Origin of the sequence: Aeromicrobium sp. Root344, from assembly GCF_001425755.1 — a bacterium.
Lineage (GTDB): Bacteria > Actinomycetota > Actinomycetes > Propionibacteriales > Nocardioidaceae > Aeromicrobium.
The window spans coordinates 3142123-3167051 of sequence record NZ_LMDH01000001.1 but is presented as its reverse complement, the minus strand read 5'-3'; the positions used below and the strand labels follow the sequence as shown (position 1 = coordinate 3167051).

General features: G+C 67.8%; 17 protein-coding genes and 1 tRNA gene. 7 read left to right on the top strand and 11 right to left on the bottom strand.

Going from position 1 to position 24929, the window contains the following annotated elements:
- Positions 1–66: 66 nt before the first annotated feature.
- From ASC61_RS15640 to ASC61_RS15630, 3 genes are all read right to left on the bottom strand, one after another.
- On the bottom strand, positions 67–1323 hold the full coding sequence (locus ASC61_RS15640; protein ID WP_056213431.1) for a M18 family aminopeptidase: 1257 nt from the start codon (positions 1321–1323) through the stop codon (positions 67–69).
- A gap of 82 nt (positions 1324–1405) precedes the next feature.
- A complete protein-coding gene (locus ASC61_RS15635) occupies positions 1406–3448 on the bottom strand; it encodes a hypothetical protein (protein ID WP_056213429.1) in 2043 nt (680 codons plus the stop codon).
- Positions 3445–3984: a hypothetical protein gene (locus ASC61_RS15630; RefSeq protein ID WP_056213427.1), complete on the bottom strand. Its 540-nt coding sequence runs from the start codon at positions 3982–3984 to the stop codon at positions 3445–3447. The genes ASC61_RS15635 and ASC61_RS15630 overlap by 4 nt, the downstream gene beginning before the upstream one ends.
- Before the next feature lie 181 nt (positions 3985–4165).
- On the opposite strand from ASC61_RS15630, the gene ASC61_RS15625 reads away from it, so the two are divergent.
- The gene (locus ASC61_RS15625) at positions 4166–5380 is read left to right on the top strand and encodes a polysaccharide biosynthesis protein (RefSeq protein WP_157439518.1); all 1215 of its coding nucleotides are present in this window, start codon (positions 4166–4168) and stop codon (positions 5378–5380) included.
- Here the strand turns inward: ASC61_RS15625 and polA are convergent.
- Positions 5374–8037: a DNA polymerase I gene (gene polA / locus ASC61_RS15620; RefSeq protein WP_056213424.1), complete on the bottom strand. Its 2664-nt coding sequence runs from the start codon at positions 8035–8037 to the stop codon at positions 5374–5376. The two genes, ASC61_RS15625 and polA, sit on opposite strands and share 7 nt — an antisense overlap.
- A gap of 53 nt (positions 8038–8090) precedes the next feature.
- Positions 8091–8702, bottom strand: coding sequence for a GNAT family N-acetyltransferase (locus tag ASC61_RS15615; RefSeq protein WP_056213422.1), 612 nt, complete (start codon positions 8700–8702; stop codon positions 8091–8093).
- A 123-nt stretch (positions 8703–8825) separates the two neighbouring features.
- Between ASC61_RS15615 and ASC61_RS15610 the strand changes: the two genes are divergently transcribed.
- The 5 genes from ASC61_RS15610 (at position 8826) to ASC61_RS15590 (ending at position 13641) form a co-directional block, all read left to right on the top strand.
- A complete protein-coding gene (locus tag ASC61_RS15610) occupies positions 8826–9572 on the top strand; it encodes a DUF554 domain-containing protein (protein WP_056213420.1) in 747 nt (248 codons plus the stop codon).
- A gap of 125 nt (positions 9573–9697) precedes the next feature.
- Positions 9698–10993, top strand: a complete 1296-nt coding sequence (locus ASC61_RS15605) for an ABC transporter permease subunit (RefSeq protein ID WP_056213418.1) — start codon at positions 9698–9700, stop codon at positions 10991–10993.
- Positions 10994–11007: 14 nt separating this feature from the next.
- On the top strand, positions 11008–12006 hold the full coding sequence (locus tag ASC61_RS15600; protein WP_056213416.1) for a branched-chain amino acid ABC transporter permease: 999 nt from the start codon (positions 11008–11010) through the stop codon (positions 12004–12006).
- The gene (locus ASC61_RS15595) at positions 11996–12892 is read left to right on the top strand and encodes an ABC transporter ATP-binding protein (protein WP_056213415.1); all 897 of its coding nucleotides are present in this window, start codon (positions 11996–11998) and stop codon (positions 12890–12892) included. The genes ASC61_RS15600 and ASC61_RS15595 overlap by 11 nt, the downstream gene beginning before the upstream one ends.
- Positions 12892–13641, top strand: a complete 750-nt coding sequence (locus ASC61_RS15590) for an ABC transporter ATP-binding protein (RefSeq protein WP_056213413.1) — start codon at positions 12892–12894, stop codon at positions 13639–13641. Before ASC61_RS15595 ends, ASC61_RS15590 begins: the two co-directional genes overlap by 1 nt.
- 88 nt (positions 13642–13729) lie before the next feature.
- Here the strand turns inward: ASC61_RS15590 and ASC61_RS15585 are convergent, their stop codons facing one another.
- From ASC61_RS15585 to ASC61_RS15575, 3 genes are all read right to left on the bottom strand, one after another.
- Positions 13730–14704, bottom strand: a complete 975-nt coding sequence (locus ASC61_RS15585; RefSeq protein ID WP_056213411.1) for a type IV toxin-antitoxin system AbiEi family antitoxin domain-containing protein — start codon at positions 14702–14704, stop codon at positions 13730–13732.
- Positions 14705–14975: 271 nt separating this feature from the next.
- Positions 14976–16244: an ABC transporter substrate-binding protein gene (locus tag ASC61_RS15580; protein ID WP_056213409.1), complete on the bottom strand. Its 1269-nt coding sequence runs from the start codon at positions 16242–16244 to the stop codon at positions 14976–14978.
- A gap of 139 nt (positions 16245–16383) precedes the next feature.
- Positions 16384–17013 (bottom strand): ANTAR domain-containing response regulator, encoded by a 630-nt coding sequence (locus tag ASC61_RS15575; protein WP_056213408.1) that lies wholly within the window; start codon positions 17011–17013, stop codon positions 16384–16386.
- Between the two features lie 23 nt (positions 17014–17036).
- Here ASC61_RS15575 and ASC61_RS15570 point away from each other — a divergent pair.
- Positions 17037–17119 (top strand) — tRNA-Leu (locus ASC61_RS15570).
- 215 nt (positions 17120–17334) lie between these two features.
- Here ASC61_RS15570 and pyk read toward each other — a convergent pair.
- The 3 genes from pyk to gltB all read right to left on the bottom strand — a co-directional run bounded on the left by pyk (position 17335) and on the right by gltB (position 24891).
- A complete protein-coding gene (gene pyk, locus ASC61_RS15565) occupies positions 17335–18786 on the bottom strand; it encodes a pyruvate kinase (protein WP_056213406.1) in 1452 nt (483 codons plus the stop codon).
- Positions 18787–18887: 101 nt separating this feature from the next.
- On the bottom strand, positions 18888–20351 hold the full coding sequence (locus ASC61_RS15560; RefSeq protein ID WP_056213404.1) for a glutamate synthase subunit beta: 1464 nt from the start codon (positions 20349–20351) through the stop codon (positions 18888–18890).
- On the bottom strand, positions 20344–24891 hold the full coding sequence (gene gltB / locus ASC61_RS15555) for a glutamate synthase large subunit (RefSeq protein WP_056213402.1): 4548 nt from the start codon (positions 24889–24891) through the stop codon (positions 20344–20346). The genes ASC61_RS15560 and gltB overlap by 8 nt, the downstream gene beginning before the upstream one ends.
- Between the last annotated feature and the right edge of the window lie 38 nt (positions 24892–24929).

Here is a 24929-nt window from a genome sequence, read left to right as displayed (position 1 = left end):
AGGTACGTACAGGCCATCAGCGCAGGTCCAATCGTACGCGACGGGGGTCCTGCACGGGAAGGCGGGTCAGGCGGGTGACAAGAACGCCGACAGCGCACGGGCGTACGTGTCGACATCCGCCGCGCCCATGAGCTCGCGCGCCGAGTGCATCGCCAGCTGTGGCGCGCCCACGTCGATCGTCAGCATGCCCGTACGCGCCGCACTGAGCGGCCCGATCGTCGAGCCGCACGGCAGGTCGGCCCGGTGCTCGTAGCGCTGCAGGGGCACCCCGGCCTGCTCGGCAGCGAGGGCGAACACCGCGGCCCCCGGCGCATCCGTGGCGTAGCGGAGGTTGACGTTGACCTTGAGCACCGGTCCCCCGCCGATCGCGATGTGGTGCAGCGGCTCGTGCCGCTCGGCGTAGTTGGGATGCGTCGCGTGCGCCATGTCGCCCGACGCGCACACCGACAACGCGATCGCGCGGTGGTAGTCGTCGCGCGTGCCGCCAGCGGCCAGCACGATGCGCTCGAGCACGGTGGCGAGGAGGTCTGACTGGGCGCCACGCTCCGACGTGCTGCCGACCTCCTCGTGGTCGAACAGGGCCAGGACAGGGCGGATGCCGTCGACCGGCTGGGCGTCGAGCAGAGCCCGCAATCCGGCGAAACAGGTGACTTGGTTGTCGAGCCGGGGCGCCGAGACGAGCTCCGTGTGCGCACCGGTCAGGGCGCTCGGGGTGGCATCGTGTGCCATGAGCTCGAACCCCAGGATGTCGCCTCTGGCCACGCCTGCCTGCCCGGCCACGAGCTCGAGGAACTCGCCGGCCTGGGTCGACCAGATCGCGTTGAGGTGTCGCTGCGGGTCGAGCTCGACGCCCTTGCGCTCGGCCGAGAGGTGGATCGCGAGCTGCGGAACCCGGAGCACCGGCTCGTCGACGTGGACCAGGCGCTCGGTGCCGTCCCGCAGCGCCAGTCGGCCGGCGACCCCGAGATCGCGATCGAGCCACGAGTTGAGCCACGCACCACCGTAGGGCTCGAGCGCCACGACGCCGAGGCCCTCGGGCGCCAGGTCGTGGTGCTGCTTGAGCCGCAGGTTGGGGCTGTCGGTGTGGCCGCCGACGACGCGGAACGCATCACCCGGCGCCTGGCTCGACTCGGTCGACCAGGCAACCAGCGATCCGCCACGGATGACGTAGTGCCGCCCCGGCCCGGTCGGCCACGCGTCCTGCTCGCGGACCCGGACGTAGCCTGCGGTCTCGAGCTCGGATGCGACGGTCTCGCAGACGTGGAACGGAGTCGGCGAGCGGTCGACGAAGGTGCACAGCGCGGCAGCGGGAGCGACGGTCATAGGAATCTCACCCTAGAACACCTGAGCACACCAGACGGAGTGGCGCCGCGGCTCCCATCGCGGCGCCACCGTCCTGGCCGACCTAGATCAGTCCGCGTCGCCGGATCGTGGCGAAGCCGCCGGCGGCGACCATCAGCGCGATTGCCGCGAGGCCACGCTTGACGTTGGCCGCGTCCGAGCCGTCCTCGCCGGCGATCTCGAACTTGTACGCCGTCAGGGCCGTGGCACCTTCGGGGCTGCCGTACGGCTGCGCGGTCGCCGCCCGCTTGGCGCCGGCCTCGAGCAGCGCGTAGCGCTGACCGAAGTCCATCGCGGTCTCGTTGCCGGACTCGACGACCTTGCTGGTGCCCTCCTTCGAGAGCCGGTCAGCACCCTCCGGCAGTGCCGGCGCACCTTCGGCGGCCTTGTCCAGACCGTCCGCGAGCTTGCCGGATCCGGCAGCAGCTGTGTCGAGTCCGCTGGCCAGGTCGCCGGCGCCCTTCGAGAGCTGGCCGGTGCCGTCCTGCAGATCCCCGGTGCCGGCTCGCAGCTGGTCAGCGCCAGCGCTCAGCTGCCCGAGGCCGTCGACCAGGTCGCCGCCCTTGTCGCTGAGCTGGGTGAGTCCGCCGATGATCTGAGCCACGCCGTTGCGGAGGGTGTCCTTCGTATCGGGCGAGCCCACACCGCCTGCCACGCCATCGGTGAGCTGCTTGACGCCGCCGGCCGCTCCGGCCTTGAGCTGCGGGGCCAGCTGGGTCTTGAGTGCACCCTCGATGCCGGCCTTGAGCGCAGCCTTCGTGCCTGTGACGTTCGCCGAGAACACTCCCTTTTCCTGGGCGGTCGCAGCGCTTGCCTGCATCAAACCGTTCAGGCCGTCCAGCGCACCGTTCAGCTTCGGCAGGATTCCATCGAGCGTCGCAGTCATCGCGCCATCGACAGCAGCGCCGAACTGCGCGTTGAAGTCGCCCCCACCGGCGTTGACGGTGTCGCGCAGCTTGACCAGCCCGGCATCGACCTTCGACGCACCAGCCTTCAGCTTGGCGACGCCGTCGAGGAGTGCGGGCGCACCGTTCTTGGCCTCAGCCAGTCCGTCCGAAAGCTTGCCAGCACCGGCATCGAGCTTGCCCGCACCGGCGTCCAGATCGCCGGCGCCCTTGGCGAGCTTGCCCGCACCCGGCGCCGCCTCGTTCTGGAGGCCTTCACTGAGCTGGTTGGCGCCGTCCTGCAGCTGGAGGATGCCGGCGACCAGCTCGCTCGCACCGTCGCGCAGCTTGAGGACGTTGGCGTTGATCTCGGTCGCCCCGGCGGTCAGGTCCTGGCCCGTCTCGGCGCCACCCTTGTATGCCTCGGCGCCACCCTTGAACGACACGTTCTCGAGCGGGTTCACGGGCAGTGCCGAGATGTCAGCCTTGGGGATCGTCGCGTTCTTGACCTTGGCCGTGTAGCCGATCTCGGCCGTGGCCTTCCCGATCGGCGGGATCAGCGTCATCGTGAACGACAGCATCGTGCCGCCACGGCCGTCGCCGGCTGCGTTGGCGCCGTCGGGAACGACCTTGGTGAAGTTGGACGGCAACGTCGTGTCGAGCGTGCCGACCATGGGGACGACGACCTCTTGCGGCGACGTCTCGGTCTTGCCTTCACCGTTGGTGAACGGGACGTCCTCGGTCGTGCCGGTGACGTTGGTGATGACGTAGCGGACCTCGAGCGTGCCGGACTTGCCGACGATGTCCGACGGGTCCATCTTCTTCCCGTCGAGGGTGTACGTGACCTTGATGTCGAGCGGGAGCTTCTTGGTGAAGTCCGACACCGAACGGTACTTCTTGGTGCCGTCGACATCGGTCTTGATCCGGACAGCGCCGTCCTTGACGTCGTAGCCGCCGAAGCCGTCGAGGTTGCGCAATCCCTTGGTCGAGATCGGGTTGGCGACGTCGACCTTGCCCTTGCCGGTCAGCACGAGCTGCTCGTAGATGCGCTGGGCGTCGATCTTGCCCGACGCGTCCATCGCGACCTGGACCGTCTCGGTGTTGGACACCTTGACGTCGTCGTCCGAGCCGGCGGCGAAGGCTCCGGGAGCCATTGCCGCTGCCGACAGGGAGAAGACGCCGATCGCGAGGACCGCGCTGCGCCTGCGGATGGGGTTCCTCATGCGGACACCTCGTCGCGGTGACGGGACGTCTCTTCGCGGTGACGCGACTCGACGATCTCTTCTCCGAGCAGGATCGAGCCGACGACACCCATCGCCGAGGCGAGCAGCACGGTGGTCGCGGCGGTCGGGGCGTCGGTCAGGAACAACGACGGCGACGCGGCGTAGGTCTGCTCGTAGGCACCGACCATCGCGGCGCCACCGACCAGGATCGCCCAGAGCGGCACGCGGCTGCCCGTGGCGACCGAGACCAGCATGGCGACGATGATCACACCGAAGACCGCGACGGCCTGGGCCGTGTCGGTGTCCGGCAGGACACCGGCCCGCAGGGCGTAGCCGACGTAGGCGATGACGAAACCGGCGGCGAAGCCGAGCAGGCGCTCGACCAGCGAGCGATCCGGCACGAGGCCGATGACGGCGCCGAGCGTGATCCCCAGCAGCGCGACCTGATCGAGGTCCAGGCCGAACAGATGCCCGAACGCGATCGTCAACGCACCGAAGACCGCGAGCACGGCTCCCTTGATGACACGTGAATTCATGATTGTGTGCAGCACTAGGTGGCGCCCCTCAGCGCACGTGAGTCCTAGCTGCTGACTCCCTCCAGCACGTATTTGACCATGGCCGCGGGTCACTCACGAAATCTCCGCGTAACCTTGCGGCACTTTCGTCGTTGGCGCGCCTGATGCGGCTGTGACCGCAGGAGTTCCGTACGCTGTCGAGGTGACCTCGAGGACCACGCGCGCGACGATGACGGGCGGAACCCTCGTGGCGGCCGGAATGATGACGATGAACATCGCCGTCTACGGGTTCAACGTCATCGCGGCGCGGGCCCTGCTGCCCAAGGAGTTCGGCGCTCTCACGGCGTTGTTCGGCATCCTGTTGGTCGGCTCGGTGGCGTCCTTGGGTCTGCAAGCCGTGACGGCCCGTCGGCTCGCGATCGACCCCGCGAACCAGGACGCGATCATCGACGCCACCGTCCGCATCACGGTCATCGTCGCGTCCGCCGTCGGCCTCCTCGTCGCGGCGTCGACCCTCGTCCTGACTCCTGTGCTCAAGCTCGACAGTCACTGGGCGGTGCTCCTGTGCGGCGCGACGCTGGTGCCGCTGACCGTCATGGGCGCCGAGTCCGGCATCGCGCAAGGCACCGCCCGATGGGGCGCCCTCACCGCGATCTATGTCGGGAACGGCCTCGGACGCCTGCTCGGCGGAGCGCTCGCACTCGTCATCTCCCCCGGCGTCAACTCCGCGATGATCGGCATCGCGATCGGCTCGTGGCTGCCCGCTCTCGCCGGCGCTCGCCTGATGATCGGCCATGGCCACGGCGCCACGATCAGTCGGCGCCCGCTGCTCAAGGAGGCGATGTTCTCGACGCACGCACTCCTGGCGTACTTCGTGCTCAGCAACCTCGACTCACTGATCGCCCGCAACCGTTTCGATGAGCACGAGAGCGGCCTGTACGCCTCGGGCCTCATCCTCGCCAAGGCGGCGCTGTTCTTCCCGCAGTTCGTCAGCGTCGTGCTGTTCCCCGACCTCGCGCGCGCGACGACGCACCACGCCCGATTGCGCGCGGTCTCGCTGGTCGCCGGTTTCGGCTCCCTCGCGGTGCTCGCGACCGCCGCGCTCCCCCGCGTGGCCCTGATCCTCGTCGGCGGTCATCAGTATGACGAGGTCACCGGTCGCCTCTGGTTGTTCGCGGTCGCTGGTTCGTGCCTCGCGATCGTGCACCTGCTCGTGTTCGACGCGCTCGCCCGCCACGCCCACGGCATCGTCGTGATGATCTGGGGCGCCGTGGTCGCGGTGCTCGCCGCGGCGTACGGGCTGGGAGTCGGCATCACGGGCCTCGTCCTCACCGTCGCGTTGGTCGCAGCGGGACTGGCGGCCGCGGTGTTCGTGTTCGCGCCGAGCCACCCACCGGAGCGCTCAGCGGGTCAGTGACCGGCTTCGTGCCAGGTGCGCCCGACTCCGACGGACACGTCGAGCGGCACCGAGAGGTCAGCGGCCGAGGCCATCTGGTCCCGGACCAGCTGCTCGACCTGCTCGCGCTCCCCTGCCGCGACCTCGAGCACGAGCTCGTCGTGCACCTGGAGCAGCATGCGTGAGGTGAGCCCGGCAGCGTCGAGTGCGCGCTCGACACCCAGCATCGCGACCTTGATGATGTCGGCGGCCGATCCCTGGATCGGGGCGTTGAGGGCCATGCGCTCGGCCATCTCGCGACGCTGCCGGTTGTCGCTCTGCAGGTCGGGCAGGTAGCGCCGACGACCCATGATCGTCTCGGTGAAGCCGGTCTGCCGGGCCTCGTCGACGAGCCCGCGCAGGTAGTCCCGCACCCCGCCGAAACGCTCGAAGTAGTCGTCCATCAGGCCCTGCGCCTCGCCGGTCGAGATGTTGAGCTGCTGGCTGAGCCCGTAGGACGACAGGCCGTAGGCGAGGCCGTAGTTCATCGCCTTGATCCGTGCCCGCAGCCCGCCGTCGATCTCGCTGGGCTCCTTGGCGAACACCTTGGCCGCCATGACGGTGTGGAAGTCCTCGCCGGAGTTGAACGCCGCGATCAGGTCGGCGTCCTCGGACAGGTGCGCCATGATGCGCATCTCGATCTGGCTGTAGTCGGCCGTGACCAGGGTGTCGAATCCGTCGCCGACGCAAAACGCCTCGCGGATGCGGCGGCCCGACGCGGTGCGGATCGGGATGTTCTGCAGGTTGGGGTCGTTGGAGCTGAGGCGCCCCGTCGCCGCGATCGTCTGGGCGTACGTCGTGTGGATGCGTCCGTCGTCGGAGATCGACTTGCGAAGCCCTTCGACCGTCTGACGCAGTCGCGTCACGTCCCGGTGGTCGAGCAGGTGCTGCAGGAACGGGTGCTCGGTCTTGACGTAGAGCTGCTGCAACGCCTCGGCGTCGGTCGTGTAGCCGGTCTTGGTCTTCTTGGTCTTGGGCATGCCGAGCTCGTCGAACAGCACGACCTGCAGCTGCTTGGGCGAGCCGAGGTTGATCTCCTTGCCGCCGATCGCCGCGAAGGCCTCGGAGGCGGCGTTCTGGGCGCGTGCCGCGAACTCGGACTCGAGCTCGATCAGGTGGTCGTCGTCGATCGCGATGCCGGTGCGCTCCATGCGAGCCAGCGTCGCCACGAGCGGCAGCTCGACGTCGTGGATCAACGCCGTGCCGCTGGCCTGCTCCACCTCCTCGTCGAGGACCGCCGCGAGGTCGAGCGTCGCGCGAGCCCGCAGCATGCCGGACTCGAAGCCGACCGTGTCGGTGTCGAGGGTCAGCTGGCCGGAGTTGTCGGACTCGTCGCGCAGCTCGCGCTTGAGATAGCGCAGGGACAGGTCACCGAGATCGTAGGACCGTTGGTCGGGCCGGACGACATAGGCGGACAGCGCCGTGTCCGCAGCGACCCCCCTGAGGGGCCAGCCCTTGGCCTCGAGCGCCAACGACGGCCCCTTGGCGTCGTGCAGCACCTTGGGACGCTCGGGATCGGCGAGCCAGGCCGCGATCGCGACGTCGTCGTCCGAAGTGATGTCGTCGGTGTTGATCCAGGCCGCTGACTCGTCGGAGGCGATGGCGAGTCCGACGACGTCGCCGGTGCCGCGTCCCCACGAGCCCTGCACGTGGAGTCCGAGACGGGCGCCGGACTTGGAGTGGGTGTCGAGCCACGCCGGGACCTCGCCCGGCGCCAGCGTCACGCCCTCGAGGTCGAAGCCCTCCTCGGCCTGGGGCTCGACCTCACCGAACGCCTCGAACAGCCTGGTGCGCAGCGCGTTGAACTCCAGAGCGTCGAACACGGTGTGGATCGCCTCGCGGTCCCACACGGTGTCGAACGCGAGGTCGGCGGGACCAGCGGGCAGGTCGAGGTCAAGGATCAGCGCGTTGATGCTGCGGTTGCGCAGCACGCTGTCGAGGTGCTCCCGCAGCGACTCACCGGCCTTGCCCGGCACGTTGTCGACGTCGTTGACGAGCGCTTCGAGGGTGCCGTACTGATTGATCCACTTGGCTGCGGTCTTGGGCCCGACGCCGGGCACTCCGGGCAGGTTGTCGCTGGTCTCGCCGACGAGGGCGGCGATGTCGGGATAGTGGTCAGGGGTGACGGAGTACTTCTCCTCGACCGCGGCCGGCGTCATGCGAGCCAGGTCGGACACACCCTTGCGGGGGTAGAGGACCGTCGTCCTGTCCGAGACGAGCTGGAGCGCGTCGCGGTCACCGGTGCAGATCAGCACGTCCATGCCGGCGGATTCGGCGCGGGTCGTCAGCGTGCCGATGATGTCGTCGGCCTCGAAGCCCTCCTTCTCGAACGTCGTGATGTGCAACGCGTCGAGGATCTCCTTGATCAAGGGGATCTGGCCGGTGAACTCCGGCGGCGACTTGGAGCGGTTGCCCTTGTACTCGGCGTACTGCTCGAGGCGGAACGTCTTGCGGGAGACGTCGAACGCGACCGCCACGTGCGTCGGCTTCTCGTCGCGCAGCACGTTGATCAGCATCGACGTGAACCCGAACACCGCATTGGTGCTCTGGCCCGTCGTGGTCGAGAAGTTCTCGACGGGGAGGGCGAAGAAGGCACGGTAGGCGACGGAATGGCCGTCGATCAGCAGGAGGCGGTCCACCCGGTCGACTCTAGTCGCCGGGTCTGACGAACCGCGAGGGGTCGGTCAGCGGGTCAGGTGCGCGAGTGACCGCGGGCGTCGGTGCGCCGGCGAAGCGTGCGGCGTACGGCGATCAGCTTGCCGGTGTCACGCGAGTTGGTGGCCTTCATGGTGAGGCGTGACCGCAGCTTGCTGGCCTGGATCGCCCGCAGCACAGCGATCTGGTTGAACCCGATCTTGGTCAGGTAGCGGTGGGGCTCACGCGAGTGCACGGGCACGGAGGCGACGACGATCTCGCAGTTGTGCTCCTCGCCGTAGCTCGCCGCGGCCGACAGCAACGTCGACGCGACCGACTTGCGGCGGAACCGCGGGGACACCTGGATCTCAGTGATGATCAGGACCCGCGTCAGGTTGATGGGGGTCAGGGTGCCGACGGTGCAGACCGTGGCGCCGACGATCTCGCCGTCGACGAGAGCCACGATGATGCGCTTGTCGTGGTGCCCGAGGTTGAGCTCGAGGGCCGCAGCGGCCTCGGCGACGCCGGGCTCGCGCCACAGCGCCTGCTGCGTGAAGGCCTCGGACCCCTCGTCCTTGCTGGCACCGGCGCACTCGGCCCAAAGGGTGACGAGAGCATGCGCGTCTTCGCGATCTGCGTCGCGGAGCACGATGTGCGGTCGAGCCGACATGCACGTCCCTTGTCTCGAGTCCAGAACTCCCGCGCACCCGTCGCAGGCGTAGAAATGACACACTACGCGCGGGGTGCTGCGGGCGTACCCGGTTGAAACCTCAATTGTCGAAGGAGACCTTACATGTTCGTCGGGTTCGGCACAGCCACCAACGTGGCGACCGTCGTCGCGGGCTCGGGACTGGGTCTCCTGATCGGCCACCGGCTGAGTCTTCGCGTACGTTCGACCGTCACGTCCGCGCTCGGTCTCGTCACGCTCCTGATCGCCGCGGATGCCGCCATGGCCGTCAGCTCACCGGGCCTGGTCCACGCCGTCGACCGGGGCGCAGCGACGCTGATCGTCCTCGGCTCGCTCGTCTTCGGCGGGATCATCGGTTCGGTGCTGCGGCTCGAGGACCGCCTCGAGGACTTCGGCGGCTGGCTGCAGGGCCGCCTCACCCCCGGCGATGCCGCCGAGGGTCGGCAACGGTTCATCGAAGGCTTCGTCATCAGCTCGCTCGTCTTCTGCATCGGGCCCCTGACGATCCTCGGGTCGATCAACGAGGGACTCGGCAACGGCGCCGACCAGCTGCTGCTCAAGGCGTCGCTCGACGGGTTCGCCGCCCTGGCGTTCGCGGCGTCCTTCGGCATCGGGGTCATGGCGTCGGCGGTGTCGGTCGCGGTCATCCAGGGCTCCCTGACGGTGCTCGGCGCCCTGCTCGGGTCATTCCTGCCTGACGCACACCTCGAAGCACTCACGGCGACCGGAGGGCTGATCCTGATCGGCGTCGCGTTCCGGCTGCTCGAGCTCAAGTCGATCCACGTCGCCGACCTCCTGCCCGCTCTCGTGATCGCGCCGCTCCTGTGCCAGATCGCCGTCGTCGTGCACTGACACGGCGTCTCGAAACTCAACTGTTACCTGGGAGGCCCGGTTGTGACGTGCGTGACTCTCGCATGTGGCTATAGTCCGAGGATCACATTTGAACCAACCCGTGCATCAGCGGACAGGAGTCATGCGTGCGACTGCGAACAGCGGCACTGCTCTCGATCGTGATGGGGGTCCTCTTGTTGGGCCTGACGTCGCCTGCCCAGGCGGCGACCAACGAAACGATCGACGTCAACGGACAGCTTTCTGACACCCGCACCGATCCGGCGAAACCGGTGCCTGGCGTCAAGATCTCTGTGGAGAAGGACGGCGCCGAGATCGCGTCGGGCACCAGTGGTCCCGACGGCGCGTTCTCGATCGCGCTGCCCGGCGCCCCGATCGACCTGCTCGGTGAGAAGATCACCGTCAAGATCGACACGGACACCTTGCCGGAGGGCGCCGAGCTCCGAGATCCCAAGAAGACCACGCTCAAGATCACGATCAAGACCGACTCCGACATCCGCATCGGCTATGCGATCGGCCCGGCGACCGACAACTCGGTCGGCAAGCTGACCGAGATCGGCCAGAGCGGGATCAACGGCATCTTCCTCGGACTGTTGCTCGCTCTCGCAGCCCTCGGTCTGTCGCTCGTGTTCGGCACCACCGGCCTCACCAACTTCGCGCACGGCGAGCTCATCACGTTCGGTGCGCTGGCCGCGTTCTTGTTCCAGGACCAATGGGGCTGGGCGTTCTTCCCGGCTGCCCTGCTCGCGGTGATCCTGTCGGGCGTCTTCGGCCTGGCCAACGACCGGCTGCTGTGGAAACCGCTGCGCGGCCGGGGCACGGGCCTCATCGCGATGATGATCGTCAGCATCGGCCTGTCGATCTTCCTGCGGAACATCTACCAGTACTTCTTCGGGGCCGACAACCACCAGTACACCGGCGTTCCGGCCGGCAAGCTGTGGAACATCGGCTCGATCGGCATCTCGCCCAAGGCGTTCTACATCGCCGTGGTCTGCGTCGTGGTCCTCGTGGCCGTGTCGCTCGCCGTGCAGCGGACGCGACTCGGCAAGGCGACGCGGGCCGTCTCCGACAACCCCGCGCTCGCGGCGTCCTCCGGCATCGACGTCGACCGCGTCATCACGACGATCTGGATCGTCGGCGGTGCGCTCGCCGGCCTCTCCGGCATCATGTGGGGCCTGACGAACGGCTTCGACTACCAGGTCGGCAACAAGATCCTCCTGCTCGTGTTCGCCGCCGTCACCTTGGGTGGTCTCGGCACCATCTGGGGCACGATGGCAGGAAGCATCATCGTCGGCCTTCTCGTGGAGATGTCGTCGATCATCCTGCCGTCCGAGCTCAAGTACGTCACCGCGTTGGTCGTGCTCGTGCTGATCCTGTTGGTCCGTCCCCAAGGTCTGCTCGGTCGAGCAGAGCGCGTCGGTTAGGAAGGGAGAAAACCATGGAATGGTCAAGCGTCCTCTCCGGTGCGATCGAGCAGGGAATCGGCCCGAGCGCCATCATCTACTGCCTCGCCGCCATCGGACTCAACATCCACTTCGGCTACACCGGACTGCTCAACTTCGGTCAAGCCGCATTCATGATGGTCGGTGGCTACGCCCTCGGCTCACTCATCCAGACCTGGGGCTGGCCGCTGTTCCCCAGCCTGATCGTCGGCCTGTTGATGGCGGTCGTCCTCGCCCTCGTCCTGGGTGTGCCGACGCTGCGGCTCCGAGCCGACTACCTCGCGATCGCGACGATCGCGGCAGCAGAGGCGATCCGTCAGGTGCTCGGCTCGGCCGCGCTCAACGACGAGTTCGGCGGCCAGGACGGCCGCTACGGCTTCGTCGACGGCATGCGGTCGCTCAACTTCATCCCGTCAGGGGGTGTGCACTTCCTGGGCCTCGACTTCAGGTCGTACGACTTCTTCATCATGATCGTCGGCTGGACCCTGGCGCTCCTGCTGTGCGGCTTCGTCTACCTCCTCATGCGGAGTCCCTGGGGCCGTGTCCTCAAGAGCATCCGTGAGGACGAGGACGCCGTCCGCAGCCTCGGCAAGAACGTCTACTCCTACAAGATGCAGGCGCTCGTGCTCGGTGGTGTCATCGGCGCCCTGGCCGGCATCATGTCGGGCCTGGCGACCAGCAACGTCGCTCCCTCGGACTTCGCGACCGACACGACGTTCTTCACCTACACCGTGCTGCTGATCGGTGGCGCCGCGCGGGTCTTCGGCCCCGTCGCCGGTGCCCTGATCTTCTGGTTCTTCATCAGCGGTCTCGACCTGTTCTTCGACAAGATGACGTCGGGCGCCAACCCGACCATCCCGGAGTCGATCATGACCGACGACCAGGCCAGCCTGATGCGACTCATCTTCTTGGGACTGATACTGATGCTGATCATGATCTACAGGCCACAAGGGATCTTCGGAGACAGAAGGGAGCTGGCGATCGATGCCCACTGACACGCAGCCGTCCAGCGACACCCAGAGCACCACGTCCGATTCCATCCTCGTGGCCGATGGGGTGACCCGGAAGTTCGGCGGCCTCACCGCTGTCGATGTCGAGCACTTCGAGATCCAGCGCGGCAAGATCACGGCGTTGATCGGGCCCAACGGTGCCGGCAAGACGACGTTCTTCAACCTGCTCACCGGGTTCGACGAACCCGACAGCGGCGAGTGGACGTTCAACGGCCAGAGCCTGCACGGCGTGCCGCCCTACAAGGTCGCACGCAAGGGCATGGTCCGTACGTTCCAGCTCACCAAGGTGCTCTCGCGGCTCAAGGTCATCGAGAACATGCGCCTCGGAGCGACCGGCCAGCGCGGCGAGAAGTTCCTCCCGAGCCTGTTCCGCGGTCTCTGGAGCGCCCAGGAGAAGGAGAACACCGATCGGGCGATGGACCTGCTCGCCCGGTTCAAGCTCGACGCCAAGGCGGACGACTTCGCCGGGTCGTTGTCAGGCGGCCAGCGCAAGCTGCTCGAGATGGCCCGCGCGTTGATGGTCGACCCCGAGCTCATCATGCTCGACGAGCCCATGGCCGGCGTGAACCCTGCGCTCAAGCAGTCGCTCCTCGGGCACGTGAAGTCGCTGCGTGACGAGGGACGTACCGTCCTGTTCGTCGAGCACGACATGGACATGGTCCGCGACATCTCCGACTGGGTCGTCGTGATGGCCCAGGGCAAGATCGTCGCCGAGGGTCCGCCGGACACCGTCATGGCCAACCAGGCGGTCATCGACGCCTATCTGGGCGCGCACCACGACGCCGCGCTCACCCACGAGACCGAGGAAGAGATCCTGGCCGCAGCCGAGGCCGAGCTCGAAGCGGAAGCAGAAGCCGAGGAGAACAGCTGATGGTCGACGACTACGCCTCACCCGAAGGCGCCATCCTGCGCGCCGACAACCTGATCGCCGGCTACCTGCCCGGCGTCAACATCCTCAACGACGCGAGCCTGCACTGCCACGACGGCGAGCTGGTCGGCATCATCGGTCCCAACGGCGCCGGCAAGTCGACCCTGCTCAAGGCCATGTTCGGCCTCGTCAAGATCCACGAAGGCACGGTCGTGCTCAACGGCAAGGACATCACCAACCTGCGCGCTGACCAGCTCGTCGCGTCGGGCGTGGGGTTCGTGCCGCAGACCAACAACGTCTTCCCGTCGCTGACCGTGTCGGAGAACCTCGAGATGGGGATGTACCTCGACCCCAAGAAGTTCAAGGAGCGTTTCGGCTACGTCACCGACATCTTCCCGAGGCTCTTCGAGCGCAAGGACCAGCGGGCCGGCTCGCTGTCCGGCGGCGAGCGCCAGATGGTCGCGATGGGCCGGGCGCTCATGATGTCCCCGTCGGTGCTGTTGCTCGACGAGCCGTCAGCCGGCCTCTCCCCCGCTCTGCAGGACGAGGTGTTCGTCCAGACCAAGCGCATCAACAGCGCGGGCGTCTCGGTCGTCATGGTCGAGCAGAACGCCAGCCGCTGCCTGCAGATCTGCGACCGGGCCTACGTCCTGGACCAGGGCCGCAACGCCCACACCGGCTCGGGCCGCGACCTGATGAACGACCCCAAGGTCATCGAGCTCTACCTCGGCACGCTCGCCAAGGCACACTGACCCTCTCGCGGTTTACCAAGAGGTCAGGGCAAACTGCCACTTCGCACGGCGCACGCGCCTGGTGGAGTGGCAGTTTGCCGTGCGGGGTTCAGCCGAGACTGATGTACGTACGCCCGCGGCAATAGAGGGTGCGCGACCGGTCGAGGTCGAGCCGCAGGCGTTCGACGGTCTGGCGCATCGGCAGCTCCGACCAGGTCCACCGCGACATGCCTCGACCAGTCCCCCGGACGCCGTCCTCGCGTGCCTTCTCGTCGGTGAGCACCCGTCCCGGATCGAGCTCGTGCACGTTGAGGCGCCCGTACTTGAACAGCCCGTCGAACTCACCGGTGTGGCGCCAGGCGTCCCAGTCGAAGTCGACGCGAGCGATGACGCCGAACGGGCCTTGGATCAAGACTTGTTGCTCAGGCCTGGGGATGCCTCCGCGCCACATCATGAACAGCGAACGAGACTCCCCGACAGACTCGCACCTGCCGTCGGACAGCCGCACGGCCAGGGCCGCGTGCCTCGCACCCGGCCAGCGCGCCAGGCGACCCACGGTGTCCTCCAGGCCCTCCGCCGTGACATGGCCGAGGTGTAGCGCCGAGCTGGCTGCGACCATGCCCGACTCCGTCGTGCAGATCGTGGCGGCTTCGAACACGGCCCGCTCCGGGCGCATCACCGGTCGGCCGTCGACACGCATCACGTCGTCACTGGGTACGTCGCCGACGTGATGAACCACGCCGGCCTCTCGTCGCCCGGCACGTCCGTCGAGGCGCGTCACGTGCACGTCATGGTCGGGCGAGGCGTGCTGATCGATCCCGTGAGCGGCACAAGCCGACTGATGGCTGAGGACGAACCCGTCGCCGAGCCGGTCGATGACGGCGAAGGCGGTGAGTCTGTGACGCTCGACCTCGGTCAAACGCGCCACGTCGTCGGCGTACGCGTAGATGCCGTGGCGAAGCCGCACGAGCAACCCTGCGCGCAACGCGGACTTGATGTCCCGATCGCGATAGCCGGCGTCGATGATCTGCGCGCGCGTCACGTAGCCGCGGGTGAGCGCCTGGGTCCTGATTCGGTCATCCATCGGCTCATCAGACCGGCTGTCAGCCGTCCGGCATACCGGGACGTCGACAGCTGTGGACCCTGCCGCGACGCCGCCAGACCTGTGGACGACCCACTCCCCATGGCAAGCCGCCACATCTCACGGTGCGCGCGCCCTGTGGAGTGGCAGCTTGCCCTGACCTCTTGGTAAACCGCCGCAGCGGGCGAGACGCAGCAGGGCCCCGGCCGGAGCCGGGGCCCTGCTGGTGGTGCTGTGGTGCTGTGGTGCTGTGGTGCTGTGGTGCTGTGCCTACTTACTCGACGACGCCGGTGACGTACTCGAGGTTCTTGTAGGTGTTGTCCTCGCCGTACTGGAAGATGCCGATCGTGGCCTTCGACGGGGATCCGGTGTCGTTCATGTCGACCGGGCCGGAGACACCGTCATAGTCGATGTCCTTTCCGTCCTTGAGCAACGCCAGGCAGTCGGCGTAGGCGGTGCACTTCTCGCCGCCCTCGGAGACTTCCTTGATCTTCTTCGACAGGGCGACACCGTCGTCGCTCTTGGCGGCCGTGGCAGCCAGAGCCGTCAGGACCGTCGCGTCGTAGGACTCAGGACCGTAGGTGAAGTCCTTGAGCTTCGGGTTGATCGACAGCAGGCGCGACTTGAAGTCGTCCTTGAGCTGCGCGCCCGGGTAGGTCGACTTGACGCCCTTCAGGGTTCCCTTGGGGAAGTCCTTGCTGTAGTCGGCGGTGTTGCCGTCCACGAAGTACGTCTTGACGTCCTTGGGCCCGATGCCAGCAGCCTCGAGACCGGGGATGATCTTGGTGGCCTCGTTGAACGAGATCACGACGATCGCGTCGGGCTTGGCGTCCTTGATCTTCTGGATCTCGGACGTGTAGGACGTCGCGTCGACGCTGTAGAGCACCTTCGCGGCGACCGTTCCACCCTGGTCCTTGATGGTCTTCTCGACGTTGTCGGCGAGCGCCTCACCGTACGCCTCCTGGCGCGCGATGATCGCGACGTTCTTGGCGCCGTCCTTGAGGACGAGGTTGCCGAGCACGTTGCCCTGGAGCACGTCGGACGGGGCCGTACGGAAGTAGAGGCCCTTGTCGTCGTAGGTGTCGAAGGCGGTCGACGTGTTGGCCGGGGAGAACTCCACGACGCCAGCGCCGACGATCTTGTCGATGACGCTCAGCGAGACGCTCGAAGAGGCTGCACCGACGATGACGTCGGCCTTGGCCGCGAGGAGCTTGTCGACCGAGCCGGGCGCGATCTTCGGCGTACCGTCGCCGGAGTCTGCCTTGGACTGCGCGACAGGCTTGCCGAGCACGCCACCGGCGTCGTTGATGTCCTTGACCGCGAGGTCGACGCCAGCGAACTCCGGGGGGCCGAGGAACGCAAGGTCACCGGTCGACGGCAGGAGCGTGCCGACCGTGAGGACCCCGTCGCCCTTGGCTGCGGGAGCGCCAGAAGCCTTGGGCTTGTCGCCGTCGCTGTCGCTGCCGCCGCCACATGCAGCGAGAACAAGCGCGCTCGCGGCCACGACGGCCGCGAGGCGGATCGTCTGGGTACTGCGTTTCATCAATCCTCCGGATATGTAGAAAGCCCATGGCACATGCCAGGGTGCGTGTACGTACCCATGAACTTAGTCTTTTCATGGGTCAATTGGGTCAACGAGCCAATTACGGCCGGTAACGTAGCCAATTTGTAACCCGGGCGGATCAGGCCTGCGGATCGACCGACGAGCCGAGCTCGGGACCGTGGTCGATGACCCCCTGCGCGACCTGCTGCATCGTGAGCCTGAGGTCCATCGCGGTGCGCTGGATCCACCGGAATGCCTCAGGCTCGCTGAGGCTCAGGGCCTCCTGCAGAAGGCCTTTGGCACGCTCGATCGCCTTGCGGGTCGCGAGCTGGTCGGTGAGGTCGCCGACCTCGTGCTCGAGCGTCCGGATCTCGGCGAAACGGCTCATCGCCATCTCGATCGCCGGAACGAGGTCGGACTTGGTGAACGGCTTGACGAGGTAGGCCATGGCACCGGAGTCGCGTGCGCGCTCGACGAGCTCACGCTGGCTGAACGCGGTCAGCATGACGACTGGAGCGATGCGCGCCTGGGCGATCTGCGAGGCGGCCGCGATGCCGTCGAGCTTGGGCATCTTGACGTCCATCACGACGAGGTCGGGCCGGTGCTGCATCGCGAGCTCGATCGCGTGTTCGCCGTCACCGGCCTGGCCGACGACGACGTAGCCCTCCTCGGCGAGCATCTCGGCGAGGTCGAGGCGGATCAGCGCCTCGTCCTCGGCGATCACGACACGCGGTGCGGGCCGTCCCGATTCAGGGCCTTGAGCAGTCACGTGAGAAGGTTACTTTGCAGCTGGCCGGGTTGGCGGAATGGTAGACGCGATGGTCTCAAAAACCATTGTCCGCAAGGGCGTGCGGGTTCGAGTCCCGCACCCGGCACGGGTGGCTCAGCCACTCGCTTCGCTCGGCTTCGCACCCGTGCCGGGAAGCAACGGCCGAAGGCCGCCGTGTCGGCCTGCCGGCACGCGTGAGCCGACAACGCAACGTAGCCGCCCATTGAGCCCGTCGAAGCGCCCTTTCGACAAGCTCAAGGAGCCCAACAGAGAACACCCCTCGGCCGAGACTCGACTGAGGGGTGCCACGTGCGAGGAGTGCTACTCCGCGGTGTCCTGGTAGGCCGGCACGACGCCGTTGATCGCATCGCCCATGTTGTGGATGCGGAGCGCGTTGGTCGACCCCGGGATGCCGGGAGGGCTCCCGGCGACGATGACGACCTGCTGGCCGTCGGCGCAGCGGCCGATCTCCAGCAGCGCCTTGTCGACCTGCAGCACCATCTCATCGGTGTGCGTGACCTCGGGGACGAGGAACGTCTCGATGCCCCAGCTCAGGGCCAGCTGCGAGCGTACGAGCGGGTCGGGCGTGAACGCGATGACCGGGACCTTGGAGCGGTAGCGCGTCATGCGCCGGGCGGAGTCACCGCTGGTCGTGAACGCGACTACGAAGCGGGCGCTGACGGCCTCGGCGACGTCGGCGGCGGCGCGGCAGATGATGCCGCTCTTGGTCTTGGCCTTCCACGTGAACGCGGCCATGCGGGGCAGGCCGTGCTCCTCGGTGGACTCGATGATGCGAGCCATCGTGGTGACGGTGTGGATCGGGTACTCGCCCACACTCGTCTCACCCGACAGCATCACCGCGTCGGCGCCGTCGAGCACCGCATTGGCGACGTCGGACGCCTCGGCGCGCGTCGGCCGCGGAGCCGAGATCATCGACTCGAGCATCTGGGTCGCCACGATGACCGGCTTGGCGTTGCGGCGGGCCTTCTCGACGATGAGCTTCTGGACGATCGGGACATCCTCGAGCGGCAGCTCCACGCCGAGGTCACCACGCGCGACCATGACGCCGTCGAACGCGTCCATGATGCCGTCGAGGTTGTCGACCGCCTGCGGCTTCTCGATCTTGGCGATGACGGGGCGCATGATGCCCTCTTCGACCATGATCTTCTTGACGTCGTAGTAGTCGTCGGCGGAGCGTACGAACGACAGCGCGATGAAGTCGACGCCGAGACGCAGCGCGAACCGCAGGTCGTCGATGTCCTTCTCGCTCATCGCGGGGACGCTGACCATCACGCCCGGCAGGTTGATGCCCTTGTTGTTGCTGACCGGGCCACTCGTCTCGACCGTGCAGGTGACGTCGGTGTCGGTGACGGCCGACGCGCGCAGGCGCATGCGGCCGTCGTCGATCAGGATCTCGTCGCCCACCGAGACGTCGCCGGGCAGGCCCTTGTAGGTCGTGGAGCACCGGTGCACGTCGCCGAGGATGTCGTCGGTCGTGATCGTGAACGTGCCGCCCACCTCGAGCTGGACAGGTCCGTCGGCGAAGCGGCCCAGCCGGATCTTGGGCCCTTGGAGGTCTGCCAGCACGGCGATGGCCTTGCCGACCTTGTCACCGGCCTCGCGAACCCAGGCGTAGTTCTGCTCGTGGTCGGACTGCTCGCCGTGGCTCATGTTGAGCCGGGCGACATCCATCCCCGCCTCGGTCAGCTGCAGGATCTTGTGGGCGCTACCGACGGCCGGGCCGAGGGTGCAGACGATCTTCGCTCTTCTCACTTGCACGAGCCTATCCAGTGGTTCACCTACCGGCGAGTCACTTAAGTGGTTTGGCGCAACAAATCAGGTTTCGCTCAGGTCGGAGGGCGAAAGACCGGTTGTCACACCGTCAACGGGCGCGCATTCGGCGGAATCGGGGCCGGCAAGTTGGTCGATCCCGACAGGTAGGCGTCGACCCCCGCAGCGGCCGAACGGCCCTCTGCGATGGCCCACACGATGAGCGACTGGCCGCGGCCCGCGTCGCCGGCGACGAACACGCCGTCGATGCTGGACATGTACGACTTGTCGCGCTTGATGTTGCCCCGCTCGTCGAGCTCGACGCCCAGCTGGTCGACGAGTCCCTCCTGCTCAGGACCGGTGAAGCCCATCGCGAACAGCACGAGCTGCGCCGGCACGATGCGCTCGGAGCCCTCGACCTCCTCGAACTTCCCGCCGACCATCTCCACCTCGACGAGCCGCAGGCCGCTGACGTGACCGTCCTCGCCGAGGAACTCCTTGGTCGAGATCGAGTAGACCCGCTCCCCTGCCTCCTCGTGGGCCGAGGAGACGCGGTAGATCATCGGGTAGGTCGGCCACGGCTGCGTCTCGGGACGATCCGTGCCCGGGTTGGGCATGATCTCGAGCTGTGTGATCGACCTGGCGCCCTGACGCACGGACGTGCCGAGGCAGTCGGCACCGGTGTCGCCACCGCCGATGATGATGACGTCCTTGTCGGTCGCGACGATCTGGTTCTCGACCTCTTCACCGAGCGCGACGCGGTTGGCCTGCGGGAGGAACTCCATGGCCTGGTGGATGCCTGCGAGCTCGCGCCCCGGGACCGGCAGGTCACGGCGTACGGTCGAGCCGATCGCCAGCACGACGGCGTCGTAGCGGTCCCGCAGCTGGTGGCCGGTCAGCGTGTCGCCGACCTGCACGCCCGTGCGGAAGACCGTGCCCTCGCGCTGCATCTGGTCGATGCGGCGATCGACCTGGATCTTCTCCATCTTGAACTCGGGGATGCCGTAGCGGAGCAGTCCGCCTGGCTTGTCGTCGCGCTCGTACACCGCGACGGTGTGCCCCGCGCGGGTCAGCTGCTGCGCGGCGGCGAGGCCTGCCGGGCCGGAGCCGACGACGGCGACGGTCTTGCCGGTGAGCCACTCAGGCGGCTCGGGCTTGACCTGCCGGTCGTCCCAGCCCTTGTCGATGATCGAGACCTCGACGTTCTTGATCGTCACGGCGTCGCGGTTGATCGCCACGACACATGCGGTCTCGCACGGCGCCGGACACAGCCGCCCGGTGAATTCCGGGAAGTTGTTGGTCGCGTGCAGGCGGTCGAGCGCCTCGTCCCAGTCCTCACGCCAGACCAGGTCGTTCCACTCCGGGATCAGGTTGCCGAGCGGGCAGCCGGAATGGCAGAACGGGATGCCGCAGTCCATGCAGCGCCCGGCCTGCTCGGTGATGATCGGCAGCAGGGCGCGGCCGGGTCCACCGGGGTAGACCTCGTTCCAGTCGTTGACGCGCTCCTCGACAGGGCGCCGTTCGGCCACCTGGCGGGGAGTCGTGATGAATCCTCTGGGATCAGCCACGTGCGGCCACCTCCATCATGCGTGCGGTCGTGTCTTCCTCGGACAGTCCTTCGGACTCGGCAGCGTCGCGCGCCTCGAGCACCAGCCGGTAGTTGACCGGCATGATCTCGGTGAAGCGGGCGAGTGACTGCTCCCAGTCGCCGAGCAGCTGCTCGGCGACGACCGAGCCGGTCTCTTCCTGGTGCTTGTGGATGAGCGACTTGAGCTCTTCGGCGGCAGCGCCCGCGACGGCCCGCAGCTCTACCATGTCCTTGTTGACCCGGGTCTCGTCGAGGTCCAGGACGTATGCCGAGCCGCCGCTCATGCCGGCAGCGACGTTGCGACCCGTCGGACCGAGGATCACGACCCGGCCGCCCGTCATGTACTCACAGGCGTGGTCGCCCACGCCCTCGACGACGGCGCTGACGCCGGAGTTGCGGACGCAGAACCGCTCGCCGACCTTGCCGCGCAGGAAGATCTCGCCGCTGGTCGCGCCGAAGCCGATCACGTTGCCGGCGACGATCTGCGCCTCGGCGGTGAACTGCACCTCGCGCGGCGGGCGGACGACGATGCGGCCGCCCGACAGGCCCTTGCCGACGTAGTCGTTGCCGTCGCCCTCGAGCCGCAGCGTGACGCCCTTGGGCACGAACGCGCCGAACGACTGCCCGGCCGAGCCGAGGAACGTGATGTCGATCGTGTTCTCCGGGAGGCCCTCGCCGCGATAGCGCTTGGTGACCTCGTGACCGAGCATCGTGCCGACCGTACGGTTGACGTTGCGGATGTCGACCTGCGCGCGCACCGGCTCGCCGCGCTCGAGGGCATCGGCGCTGAGCGCGATGAGCTCGTTGTCGAGCGCCTTGTCGAGGCTGTGGTCCTGGCCCGTCGTGTTGTGCCGGGCCGCACCCTCAGGGAGCTCCGGGACGTACAGGATCGGGGTCAGGTCGAGACCGTCGGCCTTCCAGTGGTCCACGGCCCTGCGGGCGTCGATGACCTCGGCGTGGCCCACGGCCTCCTCGATCGTGCGGAAGCCCAGACGGGCCAGGATCTCGCGGACCTCCTCGGCGATGAACTGGAAGAAGTTGACGATGTACTCGGCCTTGCCGGCGTACTTCTCGCGCAGCGCCTTGTTCTGGGTGGCGACGCCGACCGGACAGGTGTCGAGGTGGCAGACCCGCATCATGATGCAGCCGCTCACGACGAGCGGTGCGGTGGCGAAGCCGAACTCCTCGGCGCCGAGCAGTGCGGCGATGACGACGTCTCGACCGGTCTTGAGCTGGCCGTCGGTCTGCACGACGATGCGGTCGCGCAGCCCGTTGAGCAGCAAGGTCTGCTGGGTCTCGGCGAGGCCGAGCTCCCACGGTCCGCCGGCGTGCTTGAGCGACGTCAGCGGCGATGCGCCCGTGCCGCCGTCGTGGCCGGAGATCAGGACGACATCGGCCTTGGCCTTGGAGACGCCCGCGGCGACCGTGCCCACGCCGATCTCCGACACGAGCTTGACGTGCACGCGTGCCGACGGGTTGGCGTTCTTGAGGTCGTGGATGAGCTGCTTGAGGTCCTCGATCGAGTAGATGTCGTGGTGCGGCGGCGGCGAGATGAGGCCGACGCCCGGCGTCGAATGACGCGTACGCGCGACCCACGGATAGACCTTGGGTCCGGGCAGCTGGCCGCCCTCGCCCGGCTTGGCACCCTGCGCCATCTTGATCTGGATGTCGTCGCTGTTGGTGAGGTACTCCGACGTGACGCCGAAACGGCCCGACGCGACCTGCTTGATCGCGGAGCGGCGCTCCGGGTCGTACAGGCGCTCCGGGTCCTCGCCGCCCTCGCCGGTGTTGGACTTGCCGCCGAGGCGGTTCATCGCGATCGCGAGGGTCTCGTGCGCCTCCTGGCTGATCGAGCCGTACGACATCGCACCGGTCGAGAAGCGCTTGACGATCTCCGAGACCGGCTCGACCTCCTCGATCGGCACGGGCGGGCGTTCACCCTCCTTGAAGCCGAACAGGCCGCGCAGCGTCATGAGGCGCTCGGACTGGTCGTCGACCCGGCTCGTGTACTGCTTGAAGATCTCGTAGCTGCCCGTGCGCGTGGAGTGCTGCAGGCGGAACACCGTCTCGGGGTCGAACAGGTGCTCCGGTCCCCCGCGACGCCACTGGTACTCGCCGCCGGTCTCGAGGTGACGACGCGCGGCCGCGATGCCACTGGTCGGGTACGCCTTTAGGTGGCGCGACCTGACCTCCTCGGCCAGCACGTCGAGGCCGACGCCGCCGAGCTTGGACGACGTGCCGGTGAAGTAGGCGTCGATGACCTCGTTCGAGAGCCCGACGGCCTCGAAGATCTGGGCGCCGGTGTAGGACGCGACCGTGGACACGCCCATCTTGCTCATGACCTTGAGCACGCCCTTGCCGAGTCCGTACGCGACATTGCGCAGCGCCTTGCCGGGCTCGACTCCCTCGACGAACACCTTCTCGCGGGCGAGGTCCTCGGCGGACTCCAGCACGAGGTAGGGGTTGACCGCGGTCGCGCCGTAGCCGATGAGGAGCGCCACGTGGTGCACCTCGCGGACGTCGCCGGCCTCGATGATGAGACCGGCCTGTGTCCGCAGCTTCTCGCGCACCATGTGGTGGTGCACCGCACCGGTCAGCAGGAGCGACGGGATCGGGGCGAGGTCGGCGTTGGAGTGCCGGTCGGACAGCACGATGATCCGCGCGCCGTCGGCGATCGCGCGCGACACCTCGCCGCAGATCTCGTCGAGCTTGGCCTTGAGCGCCGCGCCGCCGCCGTGCACGTCGTACAGGCCACGGACCACGTGCACCGAGAAGCCCGGCATGTCGCCGTCCTTGTTCATGTGCCGGATCTTGGCGAGCTCGTCGTTGTCGAGCACGGGGAACGGCAGCTGCAGCATGCGGCAGGACGCCGGGCTAGGCGCGAGCAGGTTGCGCTCGGGCCCGATCGTGCCGGCCAGGGACGTGACGACCTCTTCGCGGATCGCGTCGAGCGGCGGGTTGGTGACCTGGGCGAACAGCTGCGAGAAGTAGTCGAACAGCTGACGAGGACCGTCCGAGATCGCGGCGAGGGGCGTGTCGGTGCCCATCGACCCGATCGCCTCGGCGCCGGTGCGGGCGATCGGCGCGATGAGCAGCCGCAGCTCCTCCTCGGTGTAGCCGAACACCTGCTGACGACGGGTCACCGAAGCGTGGGTGTGGACGATGTGCTCGAGGTCGGGCAGGTCCTCGAAGCGCACGAGGCCGGAGTAGAGCCACTCGTCGTACGGGTGCTCCGAGGCCAGCGTGTTCTTGATCTCGTGGTCCTCGATGATGCGGTGCTGGTCGAGGTCGAGCAGGAACATCTTGCCCGGCTCGAGGCGGCCCTTGCGCGTGATCGTCTTCTGGTCGAGGTCGAGGACACCGGCCTCGGACGCGAGCACGACGAGGCCGTCCTCGGTCACCCAGTAGCGGCCGGGGCGCAGGCCGTTGCGGTCGAGGACCGCGCCGATCTGGTTGCCGTCGGTGAACGCGATCGCGGCGGGACCGTCCCACGGCTCCATGACGGAGGAGTGGAACTCATAGAAGGCCCGGCGGGCCGGGTCCATGTCGGCGTCGTTCTCCCACGCCTCGGGGATCATCATCATGACGGCGTGCGGCAGGCTGCGGCCGCCAAGGTGCAGCAGCTCGAGCACCTCGTCGAACGATGCGGTGTCGCTGCCCAGCGGGTCGCAGACCGGGAAGAGCCGGTTCATGTCGCCGGGGATCAGGTCGCTCTCGAGGAGAGCCTCGCGGGCACGCATCCAGTTGCGGTTGCCGCGCGCGGTGTTGATCTCGCCGTTGTGCGCGATGAAGCGGAACGGGTGCGCCAGCGGCCAGCTGGGGAACGTGTTGGTCGAGAAGCGGCTGTGCACGATCGCCATGGCCGACTCCATGCGCGGGTCGGCGAGGTCGGGGAAGAAGCCCTCGAGCTGCTCGGGCGTCAGCATGCCCTTGTAGACGAGCGTGCGACTCGACAGCGACGGGAAGTAGACCGCGAGCTCGTGCTCGGCGCGCTTGCGCAGGCAGTAGGCCGTGCGGTCGAGCTCGATGCCGCTCTGCGCTTCGCCCGCCGCCGTGACGAACACCTGGACGAAGGCCGGCATCGCCGCGCGCGACATGCCGTGGCCCAGGACCTCGGGCTCGACCGGGACCTCGCGCCAGCCGAGGACCGTCAGGCCCTCCTCGGTCGCGATCTCCTCGACCCGGCGACGCGCCTCGGCCGCGTCTGCCTCGTCGGTCGGCAGGAACGCCATGCCCGCGGCGTACGAACCTGCCTCGGGCAGCTCGACGCCGCTGACCCCGCGCAGGAACGCGTCGGGAACCTGGATCATGATGCCCGCGCCGTCGCCGGTGTCGGGGTCACCGCCAACGGCGCCGCGGTGGTCGAGGTTGCGCAGGGCGGTGAGGCCCTGGAGGACGATCTCGTGGCTCGGCACACCGGTCAGCGTGGCGACGAACGCGACACCGCAGGCGTCGTGCTCGTTCTGCGGGTCGTACAGACCTTGGGCAGGCGGCTGAGTCGAATAGAGGGGGGCGCGCATGGAGGGCCTCACTTCACGTCATCAGGGTCACGAAAATT

What these genes read in the sequence shown, in the direction of transcription:
- gltB (WP_056213402.1), bottom strand. Translation starts at nt 24,891, where the DNA reads ATGCGCGCCCCCCTCTATTCGACTCAGCCGCCTGCCCAAGGTCTGTAC.
- ASC61_RS15580 (WP_056213409.1), bottom strand. Translation starts at nt 16,244, where the DNA reads ATGAAACGCAGTACCCAGACGATCCGCCTCGCGGCCGTCGTGGCCGCG.
- ASC61_RS15600 (WP_056213416.1), top strand. Translation starts at nt 11,008, where the DNA reads ATGGAATGGTCAAGCGTCCTCTCCGGTGCGATCGAGCAGGGAATCGGC.
- ASC61_RS15585 (WP_056213411.1), bottom strand. Translation starts at nt 14,704, where the DNA reads ATGGATGACCGAATCAGGACCCAGGCGCTCACCCGCGGCTACGTGACG.
- ASC61_RS15635 (WP_056213429.1), bottom strand. Translation starts at nt 3,448, where the DNA reads ATGAGGAACCCCATCCGCAGGCGCAGCGCGGTCCTCGCGATCGGCGTC.
- ASC61_RS15640 (WP_056213431.1), bottom strand. Translation starts at nt 1,323, where the DNA reads ATGACCGTCGCTCCCGCTGCCGCGCTGTGCACCTTCGTCGACCGCTCG.
- ASC61_RS15615 (WP_056213422.1), bottom strand. Translation starts at nt 8,702, where the DNA reads ATGTCGGCTCGACCGCACATCGTGCTCCGCGACGCAGATCGCGAAGAC.
- ASC61_RS15590 (WP_056213413.1), top strand. Translation starts at nt 12,892, where the DNA reads ATGGTCGACGACTACGCCTCACCCGAAGGCGCCATCCTGCGCGCCGAC.
- ASC61_RS15595 (WP_056213415.1), top strand. Translation starts at nt 11,996, where the DNA reads ATGCCCACTGACACGCAGCCGTCCAGCGACACCCAGAGCACCACGTCC.
- ASC61_RS15630 (WP_056213427.1), bottom strand. Translation starts at nt 3,984, where the DNA reads ATGAATTCACGTGTCATCAAGGGAGCCGTGCTCGCGGTCTTCGGTGCG.
- ASC61_RS15610 (WP_056213420.1), top strand. Translation starts at nt 8,826, where the DNA reads ATGTTCGTCGGGTTCGGCACAGCCACCAACGTGGCGACCGTCGTCGCG.